17 protein-coding genes and 1 pseudogene are annotated in these 15,878 nt (G+C 59.4%); 12 read left to right on the forward strand and 6 right to left on the reverse strand.

The genetic code is table 11. The features are described 5' to 3' along the window. Nucleotides 1-124: 124 nt before the first annotated feature. A complete protein-coding gene (rhtA, locus tag AB4O11_RS28250) occupies nt 125-1,012 on the forward strand; it encodes a threonine/homoserine exporter RhtA (protein WP_093435527.1) in 888 nt (295 codons plus the stop codon). Nucleotides 1,013-1,180: 168 nt separating this feature from the next. Further along, nucleotides 1,181-1,462, forward strand: coding sequence for a hypothetical protein (locus AB4O11_RS28255; RefSeq protein ID WP_093434980.1), 282 nt, complete (start codon nt 1,181-1,183; stop codon nt 1,460-1,462). 1 nt (nt 1,463) lies between these two features. Here AB4O11_RS28255 and AB4O11_RS28260 read toward each other — a convergent pair whose 3' ends face one another. After that, the gene (locus AB4O11_RS28260) at nt 1,464-2,027 is read right to left on the reverse strand and encodes a TetR/AcrR family transcriptional regulator (protein WP_093434982.1); all 564 of its coding nucleotides are present in this window, start codon (nt 2,025-2,027) and stop codon (nt 1,464-1,466) included. Nucleotides 2,028-2,118: 91 nt separating this feature from the next. Between AB4O11_RS28260 and AB4O11_RS28265 the strand changes: the two are divergent. Next, a pseudogene (locus AB4O11_RS28265) lies at nt 2,119-2,848 on the forward strand (SDR family oxidoreductase). Between the two features lie 35 nt (nt 2,849-2,883). Next, complete coding sequence (locus tag AB4O11_RS28270) at nt 2,884-3,480, forward strand: 2-hydroxychromene-2-carboxylate isomerase (RefSeq protein ID WP_093434986.1); 597 nt, start codon at nt 2,884-2,886, stop codon at nt 3,478-3,480. A 43-nt stretch (nt 3,481-3,523) separates the two neighbouring features. Here the strand turns inward: AB4O11_RS28270 and AB4O11_RS28275 are convergent, their stop codons facing one another. The 4 genes from AB4O11_RS28275 to AB4O11_RS28290 form a co-directional block, all read right to left on the reverse strand. After that, on the reverse strand, nt 3,524-5,332 hold the full coding sequence (locus AB4O11_RS28275) for an aminopeptidase P family protein (RefSeq protein ID WP_460129619.1): 1,809 nt from the start codon (nt 5,330-5,332) through the stop codon (nt 3,524-3,526). A 56-nt stretch (nt 5,333-5,388) separates the two neighbouring features. Further along, nucleotides 5,389-6,555 (reverse strand): aminotransferase class V-fold PLP-dependent enzyme, encoded by a 1,167-nt coding sequence (locus AB4O11_RS28280; protein WP_460129621.1) that lies wholly within the window; start codon nt 6,553-6,555, stop codon nt 5,389-5,391. 205 nt (nt 6,556-6,760) lie between these two features. Beyond that, the gene (locus tag AB4O11_RS28285) at nt 6,761-7,375 is read right to left on the reverse strand and encodes a LysE family translocator (RefSeq protein WP_034155169.1); all 615 of its coding nucleotides are present in this window, start codon (nt 7,373-7,375) and stop codon (nt 6,761-6,763) included. 101 nt (nt 7,376-7,476) lie between these two features. Next, on the reverse strand, nt 7,477-7,734 hold the full coding sequence (locus AB4O11_RS28290) for a hypothetical protein (protein WP_093434993.1): 258 nt from the start codon (nt 7,732-7,734) through the stop codon (nt 7,477-7,479). A 390-nt stretch (nt 7,735-8,124) separates the two neighbouring features. Between AB4O11_RS28290 and msuE the strand changes: the two genes are divergently transcribed. From msuE to AB4O11_RS28310, 4 genes are read left to right on the forward strand one after another with little or no spacing between them, the layout of a single operon-like run. Then, entirely contained in the window at nt 8,125-8,688 is a 564-nt protein-coding gene (gene msuE / locus AB4O11_RS28295) for an FMN reductase (protein WP_093434995.1), read from the forward strand. Nucleotides 8,689-8,698: 10 nt separating this feature from the next. Then, nucleotides 8,699-9,844, forward strand: a complete 1,146-nt coding sequence (gene ssuD / locus AB4O11_RS28300; protein ID WP_007949711.1) for an FMNH2-dependent alkanesulfonate monooxygenase — start codon at nt 8,699-8,701, stop codon at nt 9,842-9,844. Nucleotides 9,845-9,899: 55 nt separating this feature from the next. Beyond that, nucleotides 9,900-11,087 carry an acyl-CoA dehydrogenase family protein gene (locus tag AB4O11_RS28305; protein WP_116256569.1) on the forward strand — a complete coding sequence of 396 codons (1,188 nt, stop codon included), beginning with the start codon at nt 9,900-9,902 and terminating at the stop codon, nt 11,085-11,087. 36 nt (nt 11,088-11,123) lie between these two features. Next, nucleotides 11,124-12,227, forward strand: coding sequence for a sigma-54 interaction domain-containing protein (locus AB4O11_RS28310; RefSeq protein ID WP_099756810.1), 1,104 nt, complete (start codon nt 11,124-11,126; stop codon nt 12,225-12,227). Here AB4O11_RS28310 and AB4O11_RS28315 read toward each other — a convergent pair. Continuing rightward, nucleotides 12,224-12,577, reverse strand: coding sequence for an antibiotic biosynthesis monooxygenase (locus tag AB4O11_RS28315; RefSeq protein ID WP_093435009.1), 354 nt, complete (start codon nt 12,575-12,577; stop codon nt 12,224-12,226). The genes AB4O11_RS28310 and AB4O11_RS28315 overlap by 4 nt on opposite strands. A gap of 93 nt (nt 12,578-12,670) precedes the next feature. Between AB4O11_RS28315 and soxR the strand changes: the two genes are divergently transcribed. The 4 genes from soxR (at nt 12,671) to AB4O11_RS28335 (ending at nt 15,787) form a co-directional block, all read left to right on the forward strand. After that, a complete protein-coding gene (gene soxR / locus AB4O11_RS28320; RefSeq protein ID WP_460091649.1) occupies nt 12,671-13,123 on the forward strand; it encodes a redox-sensitive transcriptional activator SoxR in 453 nt (150 codons plus the stop codon). A gap of 105 nt (nt 13,124-13,228) precedes the next feature. Beyond that, nucleotides 13,229-13,687, forward strand: a complete 459-nt coding sequence (locus AB4O11_RS28325; RefSeq protein ID WP_093435014.1) for a VOC family protein — start codon at nt 13,229-13,231, stop codon at nt 13,685-13,687. A 248-nt stretch (nt 13,688-13,935) separates the two neighbouring features. Continuing rightward, nucleotides 13,936-14,811, forward strand: a complete 876-nt coding sequence (locus AB4O11_RS28330) for an alpha/beta fold hydrolase (RefSeq protein WP_460129623.1) — start codon at nt 13,936-13,938, stop codon at nt 14,809-14,811. Nucleotides 14,812-14,872: 61 nt separating this feature from the next. Further along, nucleotides 14,873-15,787, forward strand: a complete 915-nt coding sequence (locus tag AB4O11_RS28335) for a LysR substrate-binding domain-containing protein (protein WP_414925634.1) — start codon at nt 14,873-14,875, stop codon at nt 15,785-15,787. Nucleotides 15,788-15,878: the final 91 nt, after the last annotated feature.

The following is a 15,878-nucleotide window of genomic DNA, read 5'->3' on the forward strand; positions in this document are numbered from 1 at the left end:
TTTCACTTTTCTATCGATAGGCGGAAAAGACGGCCTTTATATAGACGTGATGGCAACGAATGCGCAGTATATTGCCCACTATCAAAATAAAACCCTGCTTTTTTACCTTGGACGATGCCGCGCAATGAATGACCAGCCACGCTCTCTTGCCTCAATGCTGTTCCCGGTTGGCCTGCTATTAATAGCCATGGCATCAATCCAGTCCGGCGCCTCACTTGCCAAAAGCATGTTCCCCATCGTTGGCGCTCAGGGAACCACTACGCTGCGGCTGATCTTTGCCAGTGTCATCATGCTGTTGATACTGCGTCCCTGGCGAGCCAGGCTGACCGCCAAGTCGCTACGCACGGTCATCGTTTACGGCATGGCTCTAGGCGGAATGAACTTCCTCTTCTATATGTCATTGCGCACTGTACCGCTGGGGATTGCCGTTGCCCTTGAGTTCACCGGGCCGCTGGCTGTAGCCATCTATGCCTCCCGTCGTGCTATCGACTTTCTCTGGATCGCTCTCGCCGCCGCAGGATTGACGTTGCTGATTCCAACAGGTGCCACCAGCGCCGGAATCGATCTGGTCGGTGCTGGGTATGCACTGGGAGCCGGTATCTGTTGGGCGCTCTATATCCTGTTCGGCCAGAAGGCAGGTGCCGATAACGGTGTGACGACCGCAGCATTAGGCGTAATGATCGCGGCATTGTTCGTGGCCCCTATTGGCATCGTGCATGCTGGTTCAGCGCTTTTGACCCCCTCCCTGATTCCCATTGCCATTGGCGTCGCCATTCTATCCACCGCCCTGCCCTACACACTGGAGATGGTCGCCCTTACCCGCATGCCGGCACGGACATTCGGCACACTGATGAGTATCGAACCGGCTTTCGGAGCCTTATCGGGCCTGCTGTTTCTGCACGAATTCCTCACACTGTCACAATGGATGGCGATCCTGTGCATTATTCTGGCGTCTGTCGGCGCAACCATGACCATGGGTAGCGCCGCGAAGCCTGCAATAGCGGCTGATTGAAAGAGGTTTTGACGAAGGTCTGGCAATTGGTGCGTATTTAGGCCATGTTTAGACCTGTAACCCAATGCCAGACATGGATTTTTTCGGACAGGGATTTCAAAACGCTTAGAGCGCAGGCGAACACAGGCAAACCCGGGCAATAGACTCGTGGCCGCTATAAGGACGGTAATGAAACGAATTTTGATACTGATCGCCATACTGGCTATTGCGGGTTGTGCGGCGACTTCGGAAACCAAGGTAAAACGCGGAAAAAAAGGGCTGCACATCAACTGCTCAGGGCTATCGTCCTCCTGGGACAAATGCTACGCCAGCGCCGCCAATGCTTGCTTGCCGAAAGGCTATAAGGTCATCGCCAAATCCGGTGACACCGTCGAAGAGCCCGGCGATTACCCGTTCGGTCTCAATCCTGCGGGCTACACCAGTCGCAGCATGATTGTCATCTGTAAATAGATCAGCGCTGCGCGGCAATCTGCCGGCCAATTTCTTCATGGCTGGACTTCAGCACCGCTTGCTGAACGTCCGGCGTGGCCAACATGCGCGCCACCACCAATGCCCCAACGCATTGCGACAGCACCGACCACGCCAGGGTCTCGCTCTCAAGTATCTGTGCCCAACGCTCCTGAAGCCGGCAAATCCACAGCTCGGCCTGCTCGCGCACCCGAACATCCGATCGAGCAATTTCTGCGCCCAACGCCGGCAACGCGCAACCGGCCTCAGGTTGCTCTACGTGAGCCATGCTCAGGTAGTGCTTGAGACAGCGCTCCAGTCGCTCACGATCCCGCGTGCCCTCCCCGCCCAATCGTTCAAGGCTTTGACCCAACTCGCGCTCGACGATGGCAGTGAACAACGCATCTTTCGACGAAAAGTGACTGTAGAACGCCGCGCCACTCAATCCGATAGCCTTCATCAAGCCGTCGACGCCTACCGTGGAAAACCCCGAACGCTTTGCTGACAGCGAGCTGCTCTGCAATAGCTTTTCCCGGGTTTCCAACTTGTGACTGGCGGAGTAACGCATGTGTTTGCCCTCGAATCGACTGCCTTGACGTGGTCTGGATCCTAGCATAACGTTCGTTCACTTAACGATCGTTTAATAAAGGCATCTACCCATGACTAACAAGAAGGTCGTATTAGTGGTTGGCGCTGGCGATGCCACGGGAGGGGCGATTGCCAAGCGTTTTGCCAAAGAAGGATTCATCGCCTGCGTCACCCGACGCAGCGCCGACAAATTGCAGCCGCTGGTGGACGCGATCAAGGCTGAAGGCGGTGAAGCCCACGGTTTTGCCTGCGATGCGCGCAAAGAAGAAGACGTAATCGCTCTGATTGAAGACATCGAGACTCGCCTCGGTCCGATCGAAGCTTTTGTGTTCAATATCGGCGCCAATGTGCCGTGCAGCATTCTTGAAGAAACCGCACGCAAGTATTTCAAGATCTGGGAAATGGCCTGTTTCTCAGGCTTCCTCAATGCCCGTGAAGTGGCCAAACGCATGGTCACGCGCAATCGCGGCACGATTCTCTTCACCGGTGCTACCGCCGGACTTCGCGGTGCTTCCGGATTCGCCGCCTTCGCCGGTGCCAAGCACGGTATCCGCGCACTGGCGCAAAGCATGGCGCGGGAACTCGGACCGATGAACATCCACGTCGCCCATGTGGTGGTCGATGGAGCGATCGACACCGATTTCATTCGCAACGGTTTTCCGGAAAAGTACGCGACCAAAGATCAGGATGGCATCCTCAATCCCGAGCACATCGCCGAGAACTACTGGTATCTACACAGTCAGCCGCGGGATGCCTGGACGTTCGAGCTGGATCTGCGCCCCCTGGAATGAACGCTGGTAAGCCAACGCCATAACAATAACGACAGAGACGCGAAAATGACTAAAACCGTGGAGTTCTATTTCGACCTTGGCAGCCCTGCCACCTATCTGGCCTACACCCAATTGCCGAAGATTTGTGCCGAGACGAACAGTGAACTGATTTACATCCCGATGCTGCTCGGTGGCGTATTCAAGGCAACCGGCAACGCGTCACCGGCAATGATTCCGGCGAAGGGTCGGTATATGTTTCAGGATCTGGATCGCTACGCGAAACGCTACGGGGTGCCGCTGAGATTCAATCCGCATTTCCCGATCAACACACTGATGCTGATGCGTGCGGTCACGGGTATCCAGTTGCGTCAGCCAGAACGCTTTGAGGCGTTTATCGATTGTCTGTTCACGGCGCTGTGGGTTGAAGGACGCAGCCTCGACGAGCCCGCGACTGTCGCCGCTGTACTGAGCGAACACGGTTTCGACCCGCAGGAAGTTCTGGCGCTGAGCAACGATGAATCTGTCAAAGCAGCGCTTAAGGAGAACACCGAAACGGCGGTTAAACGCGGCGTGTTCGGCGCACCGAGCATGTTCATCGGTAATCAGCTGTTCTTCGGCCAGGATCGGCTCGACTTCGTTGAAGAAGCCCTGCGCCAGGGCTAGGCGATCATTCAGGCGCTGGTAACAGCGCCTGAATTGCAACCAGTCAGATGGCGGCAGTACGGGTGTTCAACCATTCCAGCGCAGCACCCTCAAGCAACGGACTCAAGCGCTCACGCACTTCTGTGTGGTAGGTGTTGAACCATTGTTTCTCTTCCTCAGTCAGCAGCGCCGGCAGCAGGCATCGGGTATCGATCGGGCACAGCGTCAAGGTTTCAAACCTGAGGAATTCACCGAACTCACTGCTGCCCGCCTCGCGGTTCATCGCCAGGTTCTCGATACGCACACCCCAACGGCCCGGACGATATGTACCCGGCTCGATCGACGTGATCATCCCCGGCTGCATGGCCGTCTGCGGTGCCGGCGCGGCCTGATAGGCAATCACCTGCGGGCCTTCATGGACATTGAGGAAATAGCCAACGCCGTGACCGGTGCCGTGGCCGTAATCCACGCTGTCGGCCCAGATCGGCGCACGGGCGATGGCGTCCAGCAGCGGCGAGAGAATGCCTTTCGGGAACTGCGCGCGCGACAGCGCGATCACGCCCTTGAGCACGCGCGTGCAATCGCGCTTCTGCTCTTCGCTCGGCGTACCGACCGGCACCATCCGCGTGATGTCCGTGGTGCCGCCCAGGTACTGTCCACCCGAGTCGATCAGCAGCAAGCCGTCACCCTCGATCACCGCGTGTTCTTCTTCGGTCGCGTGGTAATGCGGCATGGCGCCATTGGCGTTGAACGCGGCAATCGTGTTGAAGCTCAGCGAGACATAATCCGGACGACGCTCGCGAGCAGCGGTGAGCTTCTCATCGATGGTCAGTTCGGTAATGCGTTCGCGGCCCCACGCAGATTCCAGCCAGGCAAAGAATTCGCACAGCGCCGCACCGTCCTGTTCCATCGCTTGGCGGATGTGTTGAGCATCGGCTTCACTTTTCTGCGATTTGGCCAGCGTGGTCGGGTTCAAGCCTTCGACCAGTTTCACTGCGCTGTCGAGATTATCCAGTAAACCGCTGGTCACTCGTGCCGGATCGACCAGCAAGCTCGCGCCACTCGGAACGGCACGCAGGGCATCAGCGACTTCGCTGTAATCACGCAGCGTTACGCCATCCTGTTCCAGCACTGCGCGCAATTCGCCATCAACTTTGCTCAGCGCCACGAACAACGTCGCCTGCTGCTGATCGATCAAGGCAAACGAAACAAACACCGGGTTGAACGACACATCGCCGCCGCGCAGGTTGAACAGCCAGGCAATGTCGTCGAGGGTGGCGATGAAATGCCAGTCGGCCCCGCGCTCCCGCAAAGTTTCGCGCAGTTTGGCGAGTTTCTCGCCACGGCTGACCGTCGCCTGCGGTGGCAGATGCTGATAGATCGGTGCATTCGGCAGGCCCGGACGATCGCTCCAGACTTCCTGCAGCAGATCGATATCGGTACGCAGGCGCGCACCGCGTGCTTCCAGCTTGCTGCTCAGGGTACGCGCCGACGCCACGGCCATCACCGCACCGTCAACTGCGACCACACCACCTTCCGGTGTTTGCTCGGCCAGCCAGTCCAGCGGACTCGGTTGACCCGGTTGCAGTTTGACCAGTTCGATGCCGCTGCCCTTGAGCTCCTTGGTCGCTTGCTCCCAATAACGGCTGTCGGCCCAGACACCAGCGAAATCAGCGGTGACGATCAACGTCCCGACCGAACCATGGAAGCCCGACAACCACTGCCGGCCCTGCCAGTAACCCGGCAGGTATTCCGACAAGTGCGGGTCGGCGGACGGCACCAACAGCGCATGAATGCCTTCACGGCGCATCAGTTCACGGGTCTGCGCCAGGCGCTGGGGCACCGATCCTTCGGTCGAGGTCTGGGTACTCATCATGTCTCCTGCTAATCACTTCATCGTTATTGTTCGTAGCCGAGAGGTCGGCTCGTTTAAAGCCCGGTCGCCCAGAATGCCGGAGCACTGGCGCAGGCGGTCTTGATCAGTTGCACGGCCTTATCGATATCTTCGGCGGTGGTGAAGCGGCCGAGGCTCAGTCGAATGGTGCGACCGGCCAGGTGCGCGTCATGCCCCAGCGCCAACAACACGTGGGATGGCGTGTTACTGGCCGAGTTGCAGGCCGAGGTCGCGGAAAAGGCAATCGAATGGCTCAACGCCGCGCTGTTGAATTCACCTTCGCTGAAGGTCAGGCTCAAGGTGTGCGGAATGCGTTGAGTGGCGCAACCATTGAGGCGTACGCCCGGAAGGCTGAGCAGTTGTTCGAGCAAGCGTTCACGCAACGCGACGATCGTTTTTTTCTCATCATCGAACGTCTCGGCGGCCAGCGCGAACGCTGCGCCCATGCCGGCAATCTGGTGCGTCGCCAACGTCCCGGAGCGCAAGCCACCTTCATGTCCGCCGCCGTGAATCTGCGCCTGTAACCGCTGCTGCGCCCGTGGGCCGACATACAACGCGCCAATGCCTTTGGGGCCGTAGAGTTTGTGTGCGGAGAAGGACATCAGATCCACCGGCCATTGCCCTAGATCGATTGCCACTTTGCCGGCGCCCTGCGCCGCATCGACATGGAACAACGCCTCGCGACTACGCACCACTTCGCCAATCGCTCGAACATCATTGACGGTACCCAACTCGTTGTTGACCAGCATCAGCGACACCAGAAAGGTGTCGTCGCGCATGGCTTCACTGACCGCTTGCGGGGTGATCAGGCCATCGGCGTCCGGCACCAGATAGGTCACGGCGATGCCGGCGTCCTGTAATTGGCGGGCGGTATCGAGGATGGCTTTGTGTTCGATCTGACTGGTAATGATGTGGCCGCCGGGGACACCGCGGGCCTGCGCCACGCCTTTGAGGGCGAGATTATTGGACTCGGTGGCACCGGAGGTCCAGACGATCTGCTCAGCCTTGGCGCCGACCAGTTCGGCGACCTGTCGGCGGGCCTGCTCGACCGTGTGTCGGGCTTGCTGGCCGAACGCGTGGGAGCTGGAAGCCGGGTTGCCAAAGTTACCGTGAAACCCCAGACACTCGATCATCACCTGGATGACCCGCTCGTCAACCGGGGTGGTGGCGGCGTAATCGAAATACAACGGACGTGTGTTCATAAATGACTCGCAGAGCGTGTTCCGGGATCAGGAGGCTCGTGTCTGCAAACGGCACGGCGCAGCCTTGTGAGCTGCGCGTCGGTTCGAGAGCGTCATCAATACCTGATCGGATGCCGTTAAAGAAGAACAACTTCATTTAAAAGTGCGTAGGAACGCTCCTGAAGTCGAGCTTAACAGGCATCCGGCCTGCGGTTGAAGCAATGCGTCAGCTAAAGCTTTCGAGAAGTAACGGGTACAACGAAATCACCAGCAATGCCGCCATGCCCCAGTTGAACACGCGCAACCAGCGCGGATCCTTCAGCACATTGCGCAACAACGTACCGCAGGCCGCCCAGACGCCGACGCTGGGCAGGTTGATGATGGCGAACACCGCGGCAATCACCACGACATTGGTGAAATAGCCCTGCATCGGCGTGTAGGTGCTGATGGCCCCGATGGCCATGATCCACGCCTTGGGATTGACCCACTGAAAGGCAGCGGCGCCGAGGTAGCTGATCGGCTTGGCCTCGCCTTCGGCACTGTCACCGACCGGTCCCGAGTGAGCGATTTTCCACGCCAGATACAGCAGATAGGCCGCGCCGACATAGCGCAGAACCGTGTAGAGAATCGGGTAGGTCTGAAACACCGCACCGAGGCCAAAGCCCACGGCCACGACCAGAACGAAGAAGCCGCAAGTGATCCCGAGCATGTGCGGGATGGTGCGGTTGAAGCCGAAATTAACTCCCGATGCCAGCAACATGGTGTTGTTCGGCCCCGGCGTAATCGAGGTGACAAGGGCAAACAGGGCAAAGCCCAACAGCAGGTCAAGCGAGAGGTTCATGGCAGGCAATCCATCAGGGTCATTCAGGTGTAGACCCTATCCCACACCGCCCGGCAAGCCCACGGACAGTTGGGGAAAACTTCCAGCAGTACAGTTTGTTTTCAGCTAGGACGACCGTGCAGCTGTACGGCACGTTCGGCACTCATTTCAGCTTTCTTGTCGAACTGCGACTGACCGAGCAGTTGGGCTTTTTTCGCGTGGTATTCGTCGAAGGACAAGCCGCTGCGATTCAGTGCTTCCATCGCCAATTCGCGGGATTCTTCATCGGTGTAAGGGCGCAGTTCCGGTGATACATGTCCAGCACAACCGGCGAGTACGGAGACAGCGAGCAACAGGGAGACAGTCAGTAAACGATTCATGGGAGCGTCCTGGCGAGCAATGGGGAGTCGATGGACAAAGGCTACGCCCGGGCACGCTTGCGCAGAAATCAACGCTCTCAATAGTGGCTATCAGGAAATCGACACGTGCTGGCACATATCTCTTAACGATCTATAAATATCAATTAACGTTCTTTTACGGAATAACAAACTGCCTTTATAACTCCCTGCATGGGCTGAGCACTGTTGCTCCAGCAACTGTTGCTCAGCCAACACTGATTCAACAAAGCGCCCTGCTACTCACAGGGGTGACCGCCGCGCTAACGCTCAACGCCTTGTAAACCGGGGCTTCCAGGACTTGGTACAGCGCTTGCTCTGACCCGGTGACTCACTCACTGCTCGCTGAGCAACTGTTGAAAAAAGGAACTGATCATGTCGCGTCCCCTGAAAGTCGTCGCCCTCTCCGGCGGCACCTGGCGTCCGTCCCGCACCCTGGTACTGACCCAAGCTTTGATCGCCGAACTGGCCGAGCACTTGTCCATTGAAAGCCATTTGATCGAACTCGGTGATATCGCTCGCCCGCTCGGCGGCGCGCTGTCGCGCCAGGAACTCAGTGCAGAGGTTGAAGCCGAGTTGCAAGCCATTGAACAGGCCGATCTGCTGATCGTTGCCGCGCCGGTTTATCGCGGTTCCTACCCGGGCCTGCTCAAGCACTTGTTCGACCTGATCGACCTCAACGCCTTGATCGACACCCCAGTGCTGCTCGCCGCTACCGGCGGCAGCGAACGCCATGCGCTGGTGCTCGATCACCAGTTGCGGCCGCTGTTCAGCTTCTTTCAGGCCATGACTTTGCCAATCGGCGTGTACGCCACCGAAGCCGACTTCGCCGATTACCAGATCACCAGCGAACTGTTGAAGGCGCGCATCCGCCTCGCGGCCGAACGCGCAGCGCCGCTGTTCGCCACCCAAATCAAACCTTTGCTGAAAATCGCCTGAGGAGCCGTTCATGGATGTTTTCTGGTTCCTGCCGACCCACGGTGATGGCCACTATCTGGGCACTACCCAAGGTGCGCGCCCGGTCACCCTCAACTATCTGAAACAAGTGGCGCAGGCGGCTGACAGCCTCGGCTACCACGGCGTGCTGATCCCCACCGGACGCTCCTGCGAAGACTCCTGGGTGATCGCCTCGGCGCTGGTGCCGTTGACCGAACGTCTGCGTTATCTGGTGGCGATCCGTCCGGGAATCATCTCGCCGACGGTGTCGGCGCGCATGGCTGCGACGCTTGACCGGTTATCCAACGGCCGTTTGCTGATCAACGTCGTGACCGGTGGCGATCCGGACGAGAACCGTGGCGACGGCAGTTTTCTCAGTCACGCCGAGCGCTATGAAGTTACCGATGAATTCCTGAAAATCTGGCGCCGCGTGTTGCAGGGCGAAGCGGTGGATTTCGACGGCAAACACCTGAAGGTGCAGAACGCCAAAGCCCTCTATCCGCCCGTGCAGAAACCCTATCCGCCGCTGTACTTCGGCGGCTCCTCCGATGCCGCGCATGATCTGGCCGCCGAACAGGTCGATGTCTATCTGACCTGGGGCGAACCACCCGCCGCGGTTGCAGAAAAACTCGCTGACGTGCGCGAACGAGCGGCGCGGCATGGGCGCAAGGTGAAGTTCGGCATCCGCTTACACGTGATCGTGCGCGAGACCGCCGAAGAGGCGTGGAAAGCGGCGGACAAACTGATCGAACACATCAGCGACGAGACTATTGAGGCCGCGCAGAAATCCTTCTCGCGCTTCGACTCGGAAGGTCAACGGCGCATGGCGGCTTTGCACGATGGTCGTCGCGATAACCTCGAGATCGCTCCGAATCTGTGGGCTGGTGTGGGTCTGGTGCGTGGCGGTGCCGGTACGGCGCTGGTCGGCGATCCGCAGCAAGTGGCGGCGCGGATCAAGGAATACGCGGATCTGGGCATCGAGAGTTTCATCTTCTCCGGTTATCCGCATCTGGAAGAGGCTTACCGCTTTGCCGAGCTGGTGTTCCCGCTGTTGCCCGAGCCTTACGCCAGTCTGGCCGGGCGTGGCGTGACCAATCTGACCGGGCCGTTTGGCGAAATGATTGCCAATGATGTGCTGCCCACAAAAGCCTCGGCGTAAACCGGATCTCTTGTGTAAGAGCTGCCGCAGGCTGAGTGAATTCAGGAGTGTTGGTGTGACCGCCAAACCGCAAAGTACTTTGTTATCCCCATTGCAGACCGCCCGCCAACTGGCTGCCGAGTTTGCCCTGACCGCCGTCGAGCGTGACGAACGTGGTGGCACGCCAAAAGTCGAGCGCGATGCCCTGCGCGACAGCGGCCTGCTGGCCCTGAGCATTCCCACCCGCTACGGCGGCCTCGGCGCGAGCTGGAGTGAAACCCTGCAGGTCGTTCGCGAATTCGCCAAGGTCGACAGCTCGATCGCCCACGTTTTCGGTTTTCATCATTTGATGCTCGCCACCGTGCGCCTGTTTTCCCGGCCGGAACAATGGCAGCCGTGGTTCGAACAGACCGCGCGGCAGAACTGGTTCTGGGGCAATGCGCTCAACCCGCTCGACACTCGGACCGTGGTCAAGGATCTCGGCGGCTGGCGCGAATTTTCCGGGAAGAAAAGCTTCTGTTCCGGCGCCAGCGACTCACAAATGCTGATCGCCTCGGCCGTCGATGAGAGCGCTGGCGGCAAATTACTGATCGCAGCGATTCCCAGCGGCCGCAGTGGTATCACCCTGCACAACGACTGGAACAACATCGGCCAGCGCCAGACCGACAGCGGCAGCGCGACCTTTGAACGGGTGCGCGTCGAAGAGTCGGAATTGCTCCTCGATCCCGGCCCGCTGAGCACGCCGTTCGCCTGCCTGCGGCCATTGATCGCGCAGCTGACGTTCACGCATATGTTTCTCGGGATTGCCGAAGGCGCCTTTGAAGAAGCGCGGCAATACACCCTCAGCGAAACCCGGCTCTGGCACAAATCCTCGGCGCGCGATGTGCGTGAAGATCCATACGTGCTCGCGCATTACGGCGAGTTCTGGGTGGCGCTGGAAGGCATTCGTCTGCTGGTCGAACGCGCGGCCGCATTGCTCGATGAAGCCTGGGCCAAGGGTGCGAATCTCAGTGCCGAGGAGCGCGGCCAAGTCGCGACAGCGATTGCTACCGCGAAAGTTGCCGCCAGCCGTCAGGGCCTGGAGATTTGCAGCCGTCTGTTCGAAGTGACCGGCGCGCGTTCCACTCATGCTTCCCTGCGCCTCGATCGTCACTGGCGCAACCTGCGCACGCAAACCCTGCACGACCCGCTGGACTACAAACTCCATGAGCTGGGCGACTGGGCGCTGAACCAGTCGCTGCCGGTGCCGACTTTCTATTCCTGACTTGCCTGCATTTGAACTAAAAAGAAGGACGAGCCCATGCAACTGCTGACCCTACCGCCCTCCCCCGCGCTCGCCACGTCGATCCGCGCCACCGCGCAGGTGTTCGAAGACCCGAAATCCCAGGCCCTGCTCGCGCATTTGCAACAGGTCGCGCCGAGCGAAGCCAGTGTGCTGATCATCGGTGAGACCGGCACCGGCAAAGAGCTGGTAGCGCGGCATATTCATAACCTCAGCAACCGCCGTCATCGGCCGTTTATCGCGGTCAATTGCGGGGCGTTTTCCGAGTCGCTGGTGGAAGCGGAATTATTCGGTCATGAAAAAGGCGCGTTCACCGGCGCCCTGAGTGCCAAGGCCGGATGGTTCGAGGAGGCGGACGGCGGCACCTTGTTTCTCGATGAGATCGGCGATCTGCCGATGGCGATTCAGGTGAAGTTGCTGCGGGTGTTGCAGGAGCGCGAAGTGGTGCGGCTGGGCTCGCGCAAAAGCATTCCCATCGATGTGCGGGTGCTGGCAGCGACCAACGTGCAGCTGGAAAAGGCCATCAATGCCGGCCATTTCCGCGAGGATCTGTATTACCGCCTCAACGTGGTCAATCTGGAATTGAGCCCGTTGCGTGAGCGTCCCGGCGATATCCTCCCGCTCACGCGCCATTTCATCGAGGCCTACAGCCAGCGCCTCGGTTATGGCCGCGTCAGCATCAGCCCCGGTGCCGAGCACAAACTGCGTGGCTACAGTTGGCCGGGCAACATTCGCGAACTGGAAAACGTCATCCATCACACCCTGCTGATCTGCCGCAATGGCGTGATCGAACGCGATGATCTGCGCCTGTCGAACCTGCGTATCGAGCGCCCGGACGATCATCACAGCAGCGCCGATGATTCACCGGAAGCGTTGCTGGAACAGGCCTTTCAAAAACTGTTCGCGCAACAGGCCGGTGCTTTGCACGAGAAAGTCGAGGACGCCTTGCTGCGCGCAGCGTATCGCTTTTGCCATTACAACCAGGTGCACACCGCCGCGTTGCTCGGTCTGAGTCGCAACGTCACCCGCACGCGACTGATCAAGATCGGCGAACTGGCGGTGAACAAGCGGCGACTCACGGAAAACCTGCAAGGCGAGCGCTTGATCCAGTTGTCGATCTAGCCAACCAGATGGCAGTGCAGCGCATCGTCGGGACTACGGGCGATGCTGCTCAACACCTGAAACGAATTGAAGGTGATGGTTTTCGCCTGATGGGTGTGAATCAGTTGCCAGAAATCCTGCTCGCCGCTTTCAAAGCTGCGAAACGCCGCCTCCCCTGCCTCGCGGGTCTGCCATTGGAGAAAACTCAGCACGCGCCGGCCGTCATCGCTGGCCTGCACACTGGCACTGACAAAACCGTCGTAGCGCTGAGCCAGACGCTCGGTTTGCCTCGATAGTGCAGTCACCAGCGCAGGTTGTTGGCGTGGTTCGATTTCAAATTCGATCAATTGGGTAAAACTGCGGTTGTTCATGGAATGCCCCCACTCAGTGTAAGACGAGCCTTGCGACTCGAAGACCTGCAGGGTAAAACCTCTAGTTAAGTCAAGGTCAAGAGCTGTCTGCAGATGATCAGCAAAGAAAATGTGCACAAACAGTTAACAGTCGGCGAAGTCGCGGCGCGCAGCGGTGTCGCCGTCACCGCCCTGCACTTTTATGAGTCCAAAGGCTTGATCAAGAGCCAGCGCAATGCCGGCAATCAGCGCCGTTATCCGCGCGAAGTGCTGCGCCGGGTGGCGTTGATCAAAGTCGCGCAGCGGCTGGGGATTCCATTGGCGGAGATTGGCGAGGCGCTGAAAATCCTTCCGGATGATCGTGCGCCCAGCGCGGCCGACTGGAAAACCCTCTCGGAGCAATGGCGCCGGGAGCTGGATGAACGGATCGAACAACTGACGCTACTGCGTGACCGGCTCAATGGCTGCATCGGTTGCGGGTGTTTGTCGATGGAGGCCTGCCCGCTGCGCAATCAGGGCGATGTACTCGGCGAACAAGGCCCGGGGCCGCACTTTCCAAAGGATTGACTGCTCGTCGGGCAAAAACCTGCACGGCGAGGACGGTTCTATAGTGAATCTTCCACAAATCCGGTGGAGTCCTGTCACATAGAACAACAATTCAGGGAGAACGTCATGAGCGTCAAACCCATCCCCGAGGGGTATCACAGCATTACCCCGTATCTCGGCATCCACAAAGCGGCCGAGGCAATCGATTTCTATAAAAAAGCCTTCGGCGCCACCGAAGTCATGCGCCTGGCCATGCCCGACGGCGGCATCGGCCACGCCGAACTGCGCATCGGCGACAGCGCGATCATGCTCGGCTCGCCGTGCGATCAGGGGCCGTTGAGCAATCCCGATAAAAGCGTGTCAGTTGGTTTGCATCTGTACGTGACCGATGTCGACAAGTCCTTTCAGCGAGCGCTGGACGCGGGGGCGACGACGGTGTCCGAGGTCAAGGATCAGTTTTACGGTGATCGCAGCGGCACGTTGAAGGATCCATATGGGCATCTGTGGTTTCTGGCCTCGCGCAAGGAAGATCTGACTGAAGAACAGATCAAGCAGCGGGCGATGGAGATGTTTCAGCAGGGTTGAGCATTTCAGTGTCTGGACTGGCCTCTTCGCGAGCAGGCTCGCTCCCACAGGGTTTCGTTGGGTGGCATAGATAATCGTCACACCGGAAATTACTGTGGGAGCGAGCTTGCTCGCGAAGGGGCCGGCACTGGCAAACCGAGACTCATCAACACACTTCATGAACCTGCCCACCACGCTTTGCCCCTTGCCGCGAACGCCGGACGATTTCAGGATGCAGCCAACCAGAACCCTGAAAAAGGATCAGCCCGATGTTTGCCGGATTCCGCAAAGACCAGCGTCACGTCAACGGCGTCGACATTGCCTACCGCCTCGGCGGCAGCGGCCCGGGCCTGTTGCTGTTGCACGGGCACCCGCAGACCCATGTGATCTGGCACAAGATTGCCGAACAACTGGCCGAACACTTCACCGTGGTCGCCGCCGACCTGCGCGGTTACGGCGACAGCAGTCGCCCGGCCGCTGATGAGCTGCACGCCCATTACTCGAAACGCGAAATGGCCCGCGACAATGTCGAGTTGATGCAGGCGCTGGGCTTCGAACAGTTTTCGATTCTCGCTCACGACCGTGGCGCGCGGGTCGCCCATCGTCTCGCGCTTGATCACCCGAACGCCGTGCAGCGCATGATGCTGCTCGACATCGCCCCGACCCTGTCGATGTATACGCAAACCAACGAAGCCTTCGCCCGCGCGTATTGGCACTGGTTCTTCCTGATCCGCCCGGCACCACTGCCGGAAACCCTGATCGAAGCGGATCCGGAAGGCTATCTGCGCAGCGTGATGGGCAGCCGCAGCGCCGGGTTCAAGCCGTTTACCGATGCAGCCTTTGGCGAATATCTGCGCTGCCTGCAACGACCGGGCAGCGCTCGCGGCATCTGCGAAGACTATCGCGCCAGCGCCGGCATCGATCTTGTGCACGACCGCGCCGACATCGCCGCCGGGCATCAGCTGAATCTACCGCTGCGCGTGTTGTGGGGCGCCGAAGGTACGGTCGGGCGCTGCTTCGATCCGCTCAAGGAATGGCAGCAAGTGGCGACCAACGTCAGCGGTCAGGCCTTGCCCGCTGGCCATTACATTGCCGAAGAAGTCCCCGAACCGTTGCTCGCCGAAGCATTGGCCTTTTTGCGCTGAGCCGAGCCGCCGGATCTCGGTGCTATGCTGGCGGCTTCTGCCGCCAGTGTTCGTTTTTGACATGTCCCAGAAGAAAGACACCGTGCCCCTGCCCGAAGACCTGCGCGTACTGCTCACCGTAATCCGCAAGAACGGCTTTGCCGCTGCAGCGGATGAGTTGGGCCTGTCACCGGCCTACGTCAGCAAACGCATCCAGATTCTCGAAACCACCCTCGGCACACGCCTGCTGCACCGCACCAGTCGCCGCGTCTCGCTGACCGAGGACGGTGAGCGCGTGCAGCGCTGGGCGTTGCGCATTCTCGATGATTTCCAGCAGTTGCACGATGAACTCTCCGACGCCCACGGCAGCCCGCGTGGGCGTTTGCACATTTGCAGCAGTTTCGGTTTCGGTCGCAATCACGTAGCCCCGGCGGTGTCGTTGCTGGCCGAACGTTATCCAGACCTGGAGATTCGCCTCGATCTGTTTGACCGGGTGGTGGACATCATCAACGAAGGCTTCGATCTGGAGATCCGCGTCGGCGATGACCTGCCCGGCCAGCACATCGGTCGACGCCTGGCCAGTAACCGGCGGGTGCTGTGTGCCGCTCCCGGTTATCTGCAACGGCGCGGTACGCCGCAAATGCTGGACGAGTTGCAACAGCACGATTGCCTGGTGATCAAGGAGCGCGACAACGCCTTTGGGATCTGGAATCTGGATCGCGACGGCAGGCAAGAGAGCGTGCGGGTCAGCGGGCCATTGTCATCAAACAACGGAGAAATCGTTTTGCAATGGGCGCTGGACGGGCGCGGGGTTTTGTTGCGGTCGTTGTGGGATGTGAAACCGTTGCTGGAGCAAGGACGCTTGGTGCAGGTGCTCGACGATTACAGCCAGAGCGCCAATGTCTGGGCGGTGTACCCGACGCGGCTGGCACACTCGGGGAAACTGCGCGCGTGTGTGGAGTTTTTGCAGGCGCATTTCAAAGGATTGTCGCTGTAGCCCAAAACACCACTCCCCCCTGTAGGAGTGAGCCTGCTCGCGATAGCGGTGGATCTGTCAAAGTTGCTGTGTCTGACACACCGCTATCGCG

The organism is Pseudomonas sp. H1_D05, assembly GCF_054682705.1.

Bases quoted from the DNA above. Each gene is read 5' to 3' on its own strand.
- msuE (WP_093434995.1), top strand. From the start codon at position 8,125: ATGTCGCGTCCCCTGAAAGTCGTCGCCCTCTCCGGCGGCACCTGGCGT.
- soxR (WP_460091649.1), top strand. From the start codon at position 12,671: ATGATCAGCAAAGAAAATGTGCACAAACAGTTAACAGTCGGCGAAGTC.
- AB4O11_RS28260 (WP_093434982.1), bottom strand. From the start codon at position 2,027: ATGCGTTACTCCGCCAGTCACAAGTTGGAAACCCGGGAAAAGCTATTG.
- AB4O11_RS28310 (WP_099756810.1), top strand. From the start codon at position 11,124: ATGCAACTGCTGACCCTACCGCCCTCCCCCGCGCTCGCCACGTCGATC.
- rhtA (WP_093435527.1), top strand. From the start codon at position 125: ATGAATGACCAGCCACGCTCTCTTGCCTCAATGCTGTTCCCGGTTGGC.
- AB4O11_RS28275 (WP_460129619.1), bottom strand. From the start codon at position 5,332: ATGAGTACCCAGACCTCGACCGAAGGATCGGTGCCCCAGCGCCTGGCG.
- AB4O11_RS28280 (WP_460129621.1), bottom strand. From the start codon at position 6,555: ATGAACACACGTCCGTTGTATTTCGATTACGCCGCCACCACCCCGGTT.
- ssuD (WP_007949711.1), top strand. From the start codon at position 8,699: ATGGATGTTTTCTGGTTCCTGCCGACCCACGGTGATGGCCACTATCTG.
- AB4O11_RS28255 (WP_093434980.1), top strand. From the start codon at position 1,181: ATGAAACGAATTTTGATACTGATCGCCATACTGGCTATTGCGGGTTGT.
- AB4O11_RS28335 (WP_414925634.1), top strand. From the start codon at position 14,873: ATGTCCCAGAAGAAAGACACCGTGCCCCTGCCCGAAGACCTGCGCGTA.
- AB4O11_RS28285 (WP_034155169.1), bottom strand. From the start codon at position 7,375: ATGAACCTCTCGCTTGACCTGCTGTTGGGCTTTGCCCTGTTTGCCCTT.
- AB4O11_RS28290 (WP_093434993.1), bottom strand. From the start codon at position 7,734: ATGAATCGTTTACTGACTGTCTCCCTGTTGCTCGCTGTCTCCGTACTC.
- AB4O11_RS28325 (WP_093435014.1), top strand. From the start codon at position 13,229: ATGAGCGTCAAACCCATCCCCGAGGGGTATCACAGCATTACCCCGTAT.
- AB4O11_RS28330 (WP_460129623.1), top strand. From the start codon at position 13,936: ATGTTTGCCGGATTCCGCAAAGACCAGCGTCACGTCAACGGCGTCGAC.
- AB4O11_RS28315 (WP_093435009.1), bottom strand. From the start codon at position 12,577: ATGAACAACCGCAGTTTTACCCAATTGATCGAATTTGAAATCGAACCA.
- AB4O11_RS28270 (WP_093434986.1), top strand. From the start codon at position 2,884: ATGACTAAAACCGTGGAGTTCTATTTCGACCTTGGCAGCCCTGCCACC.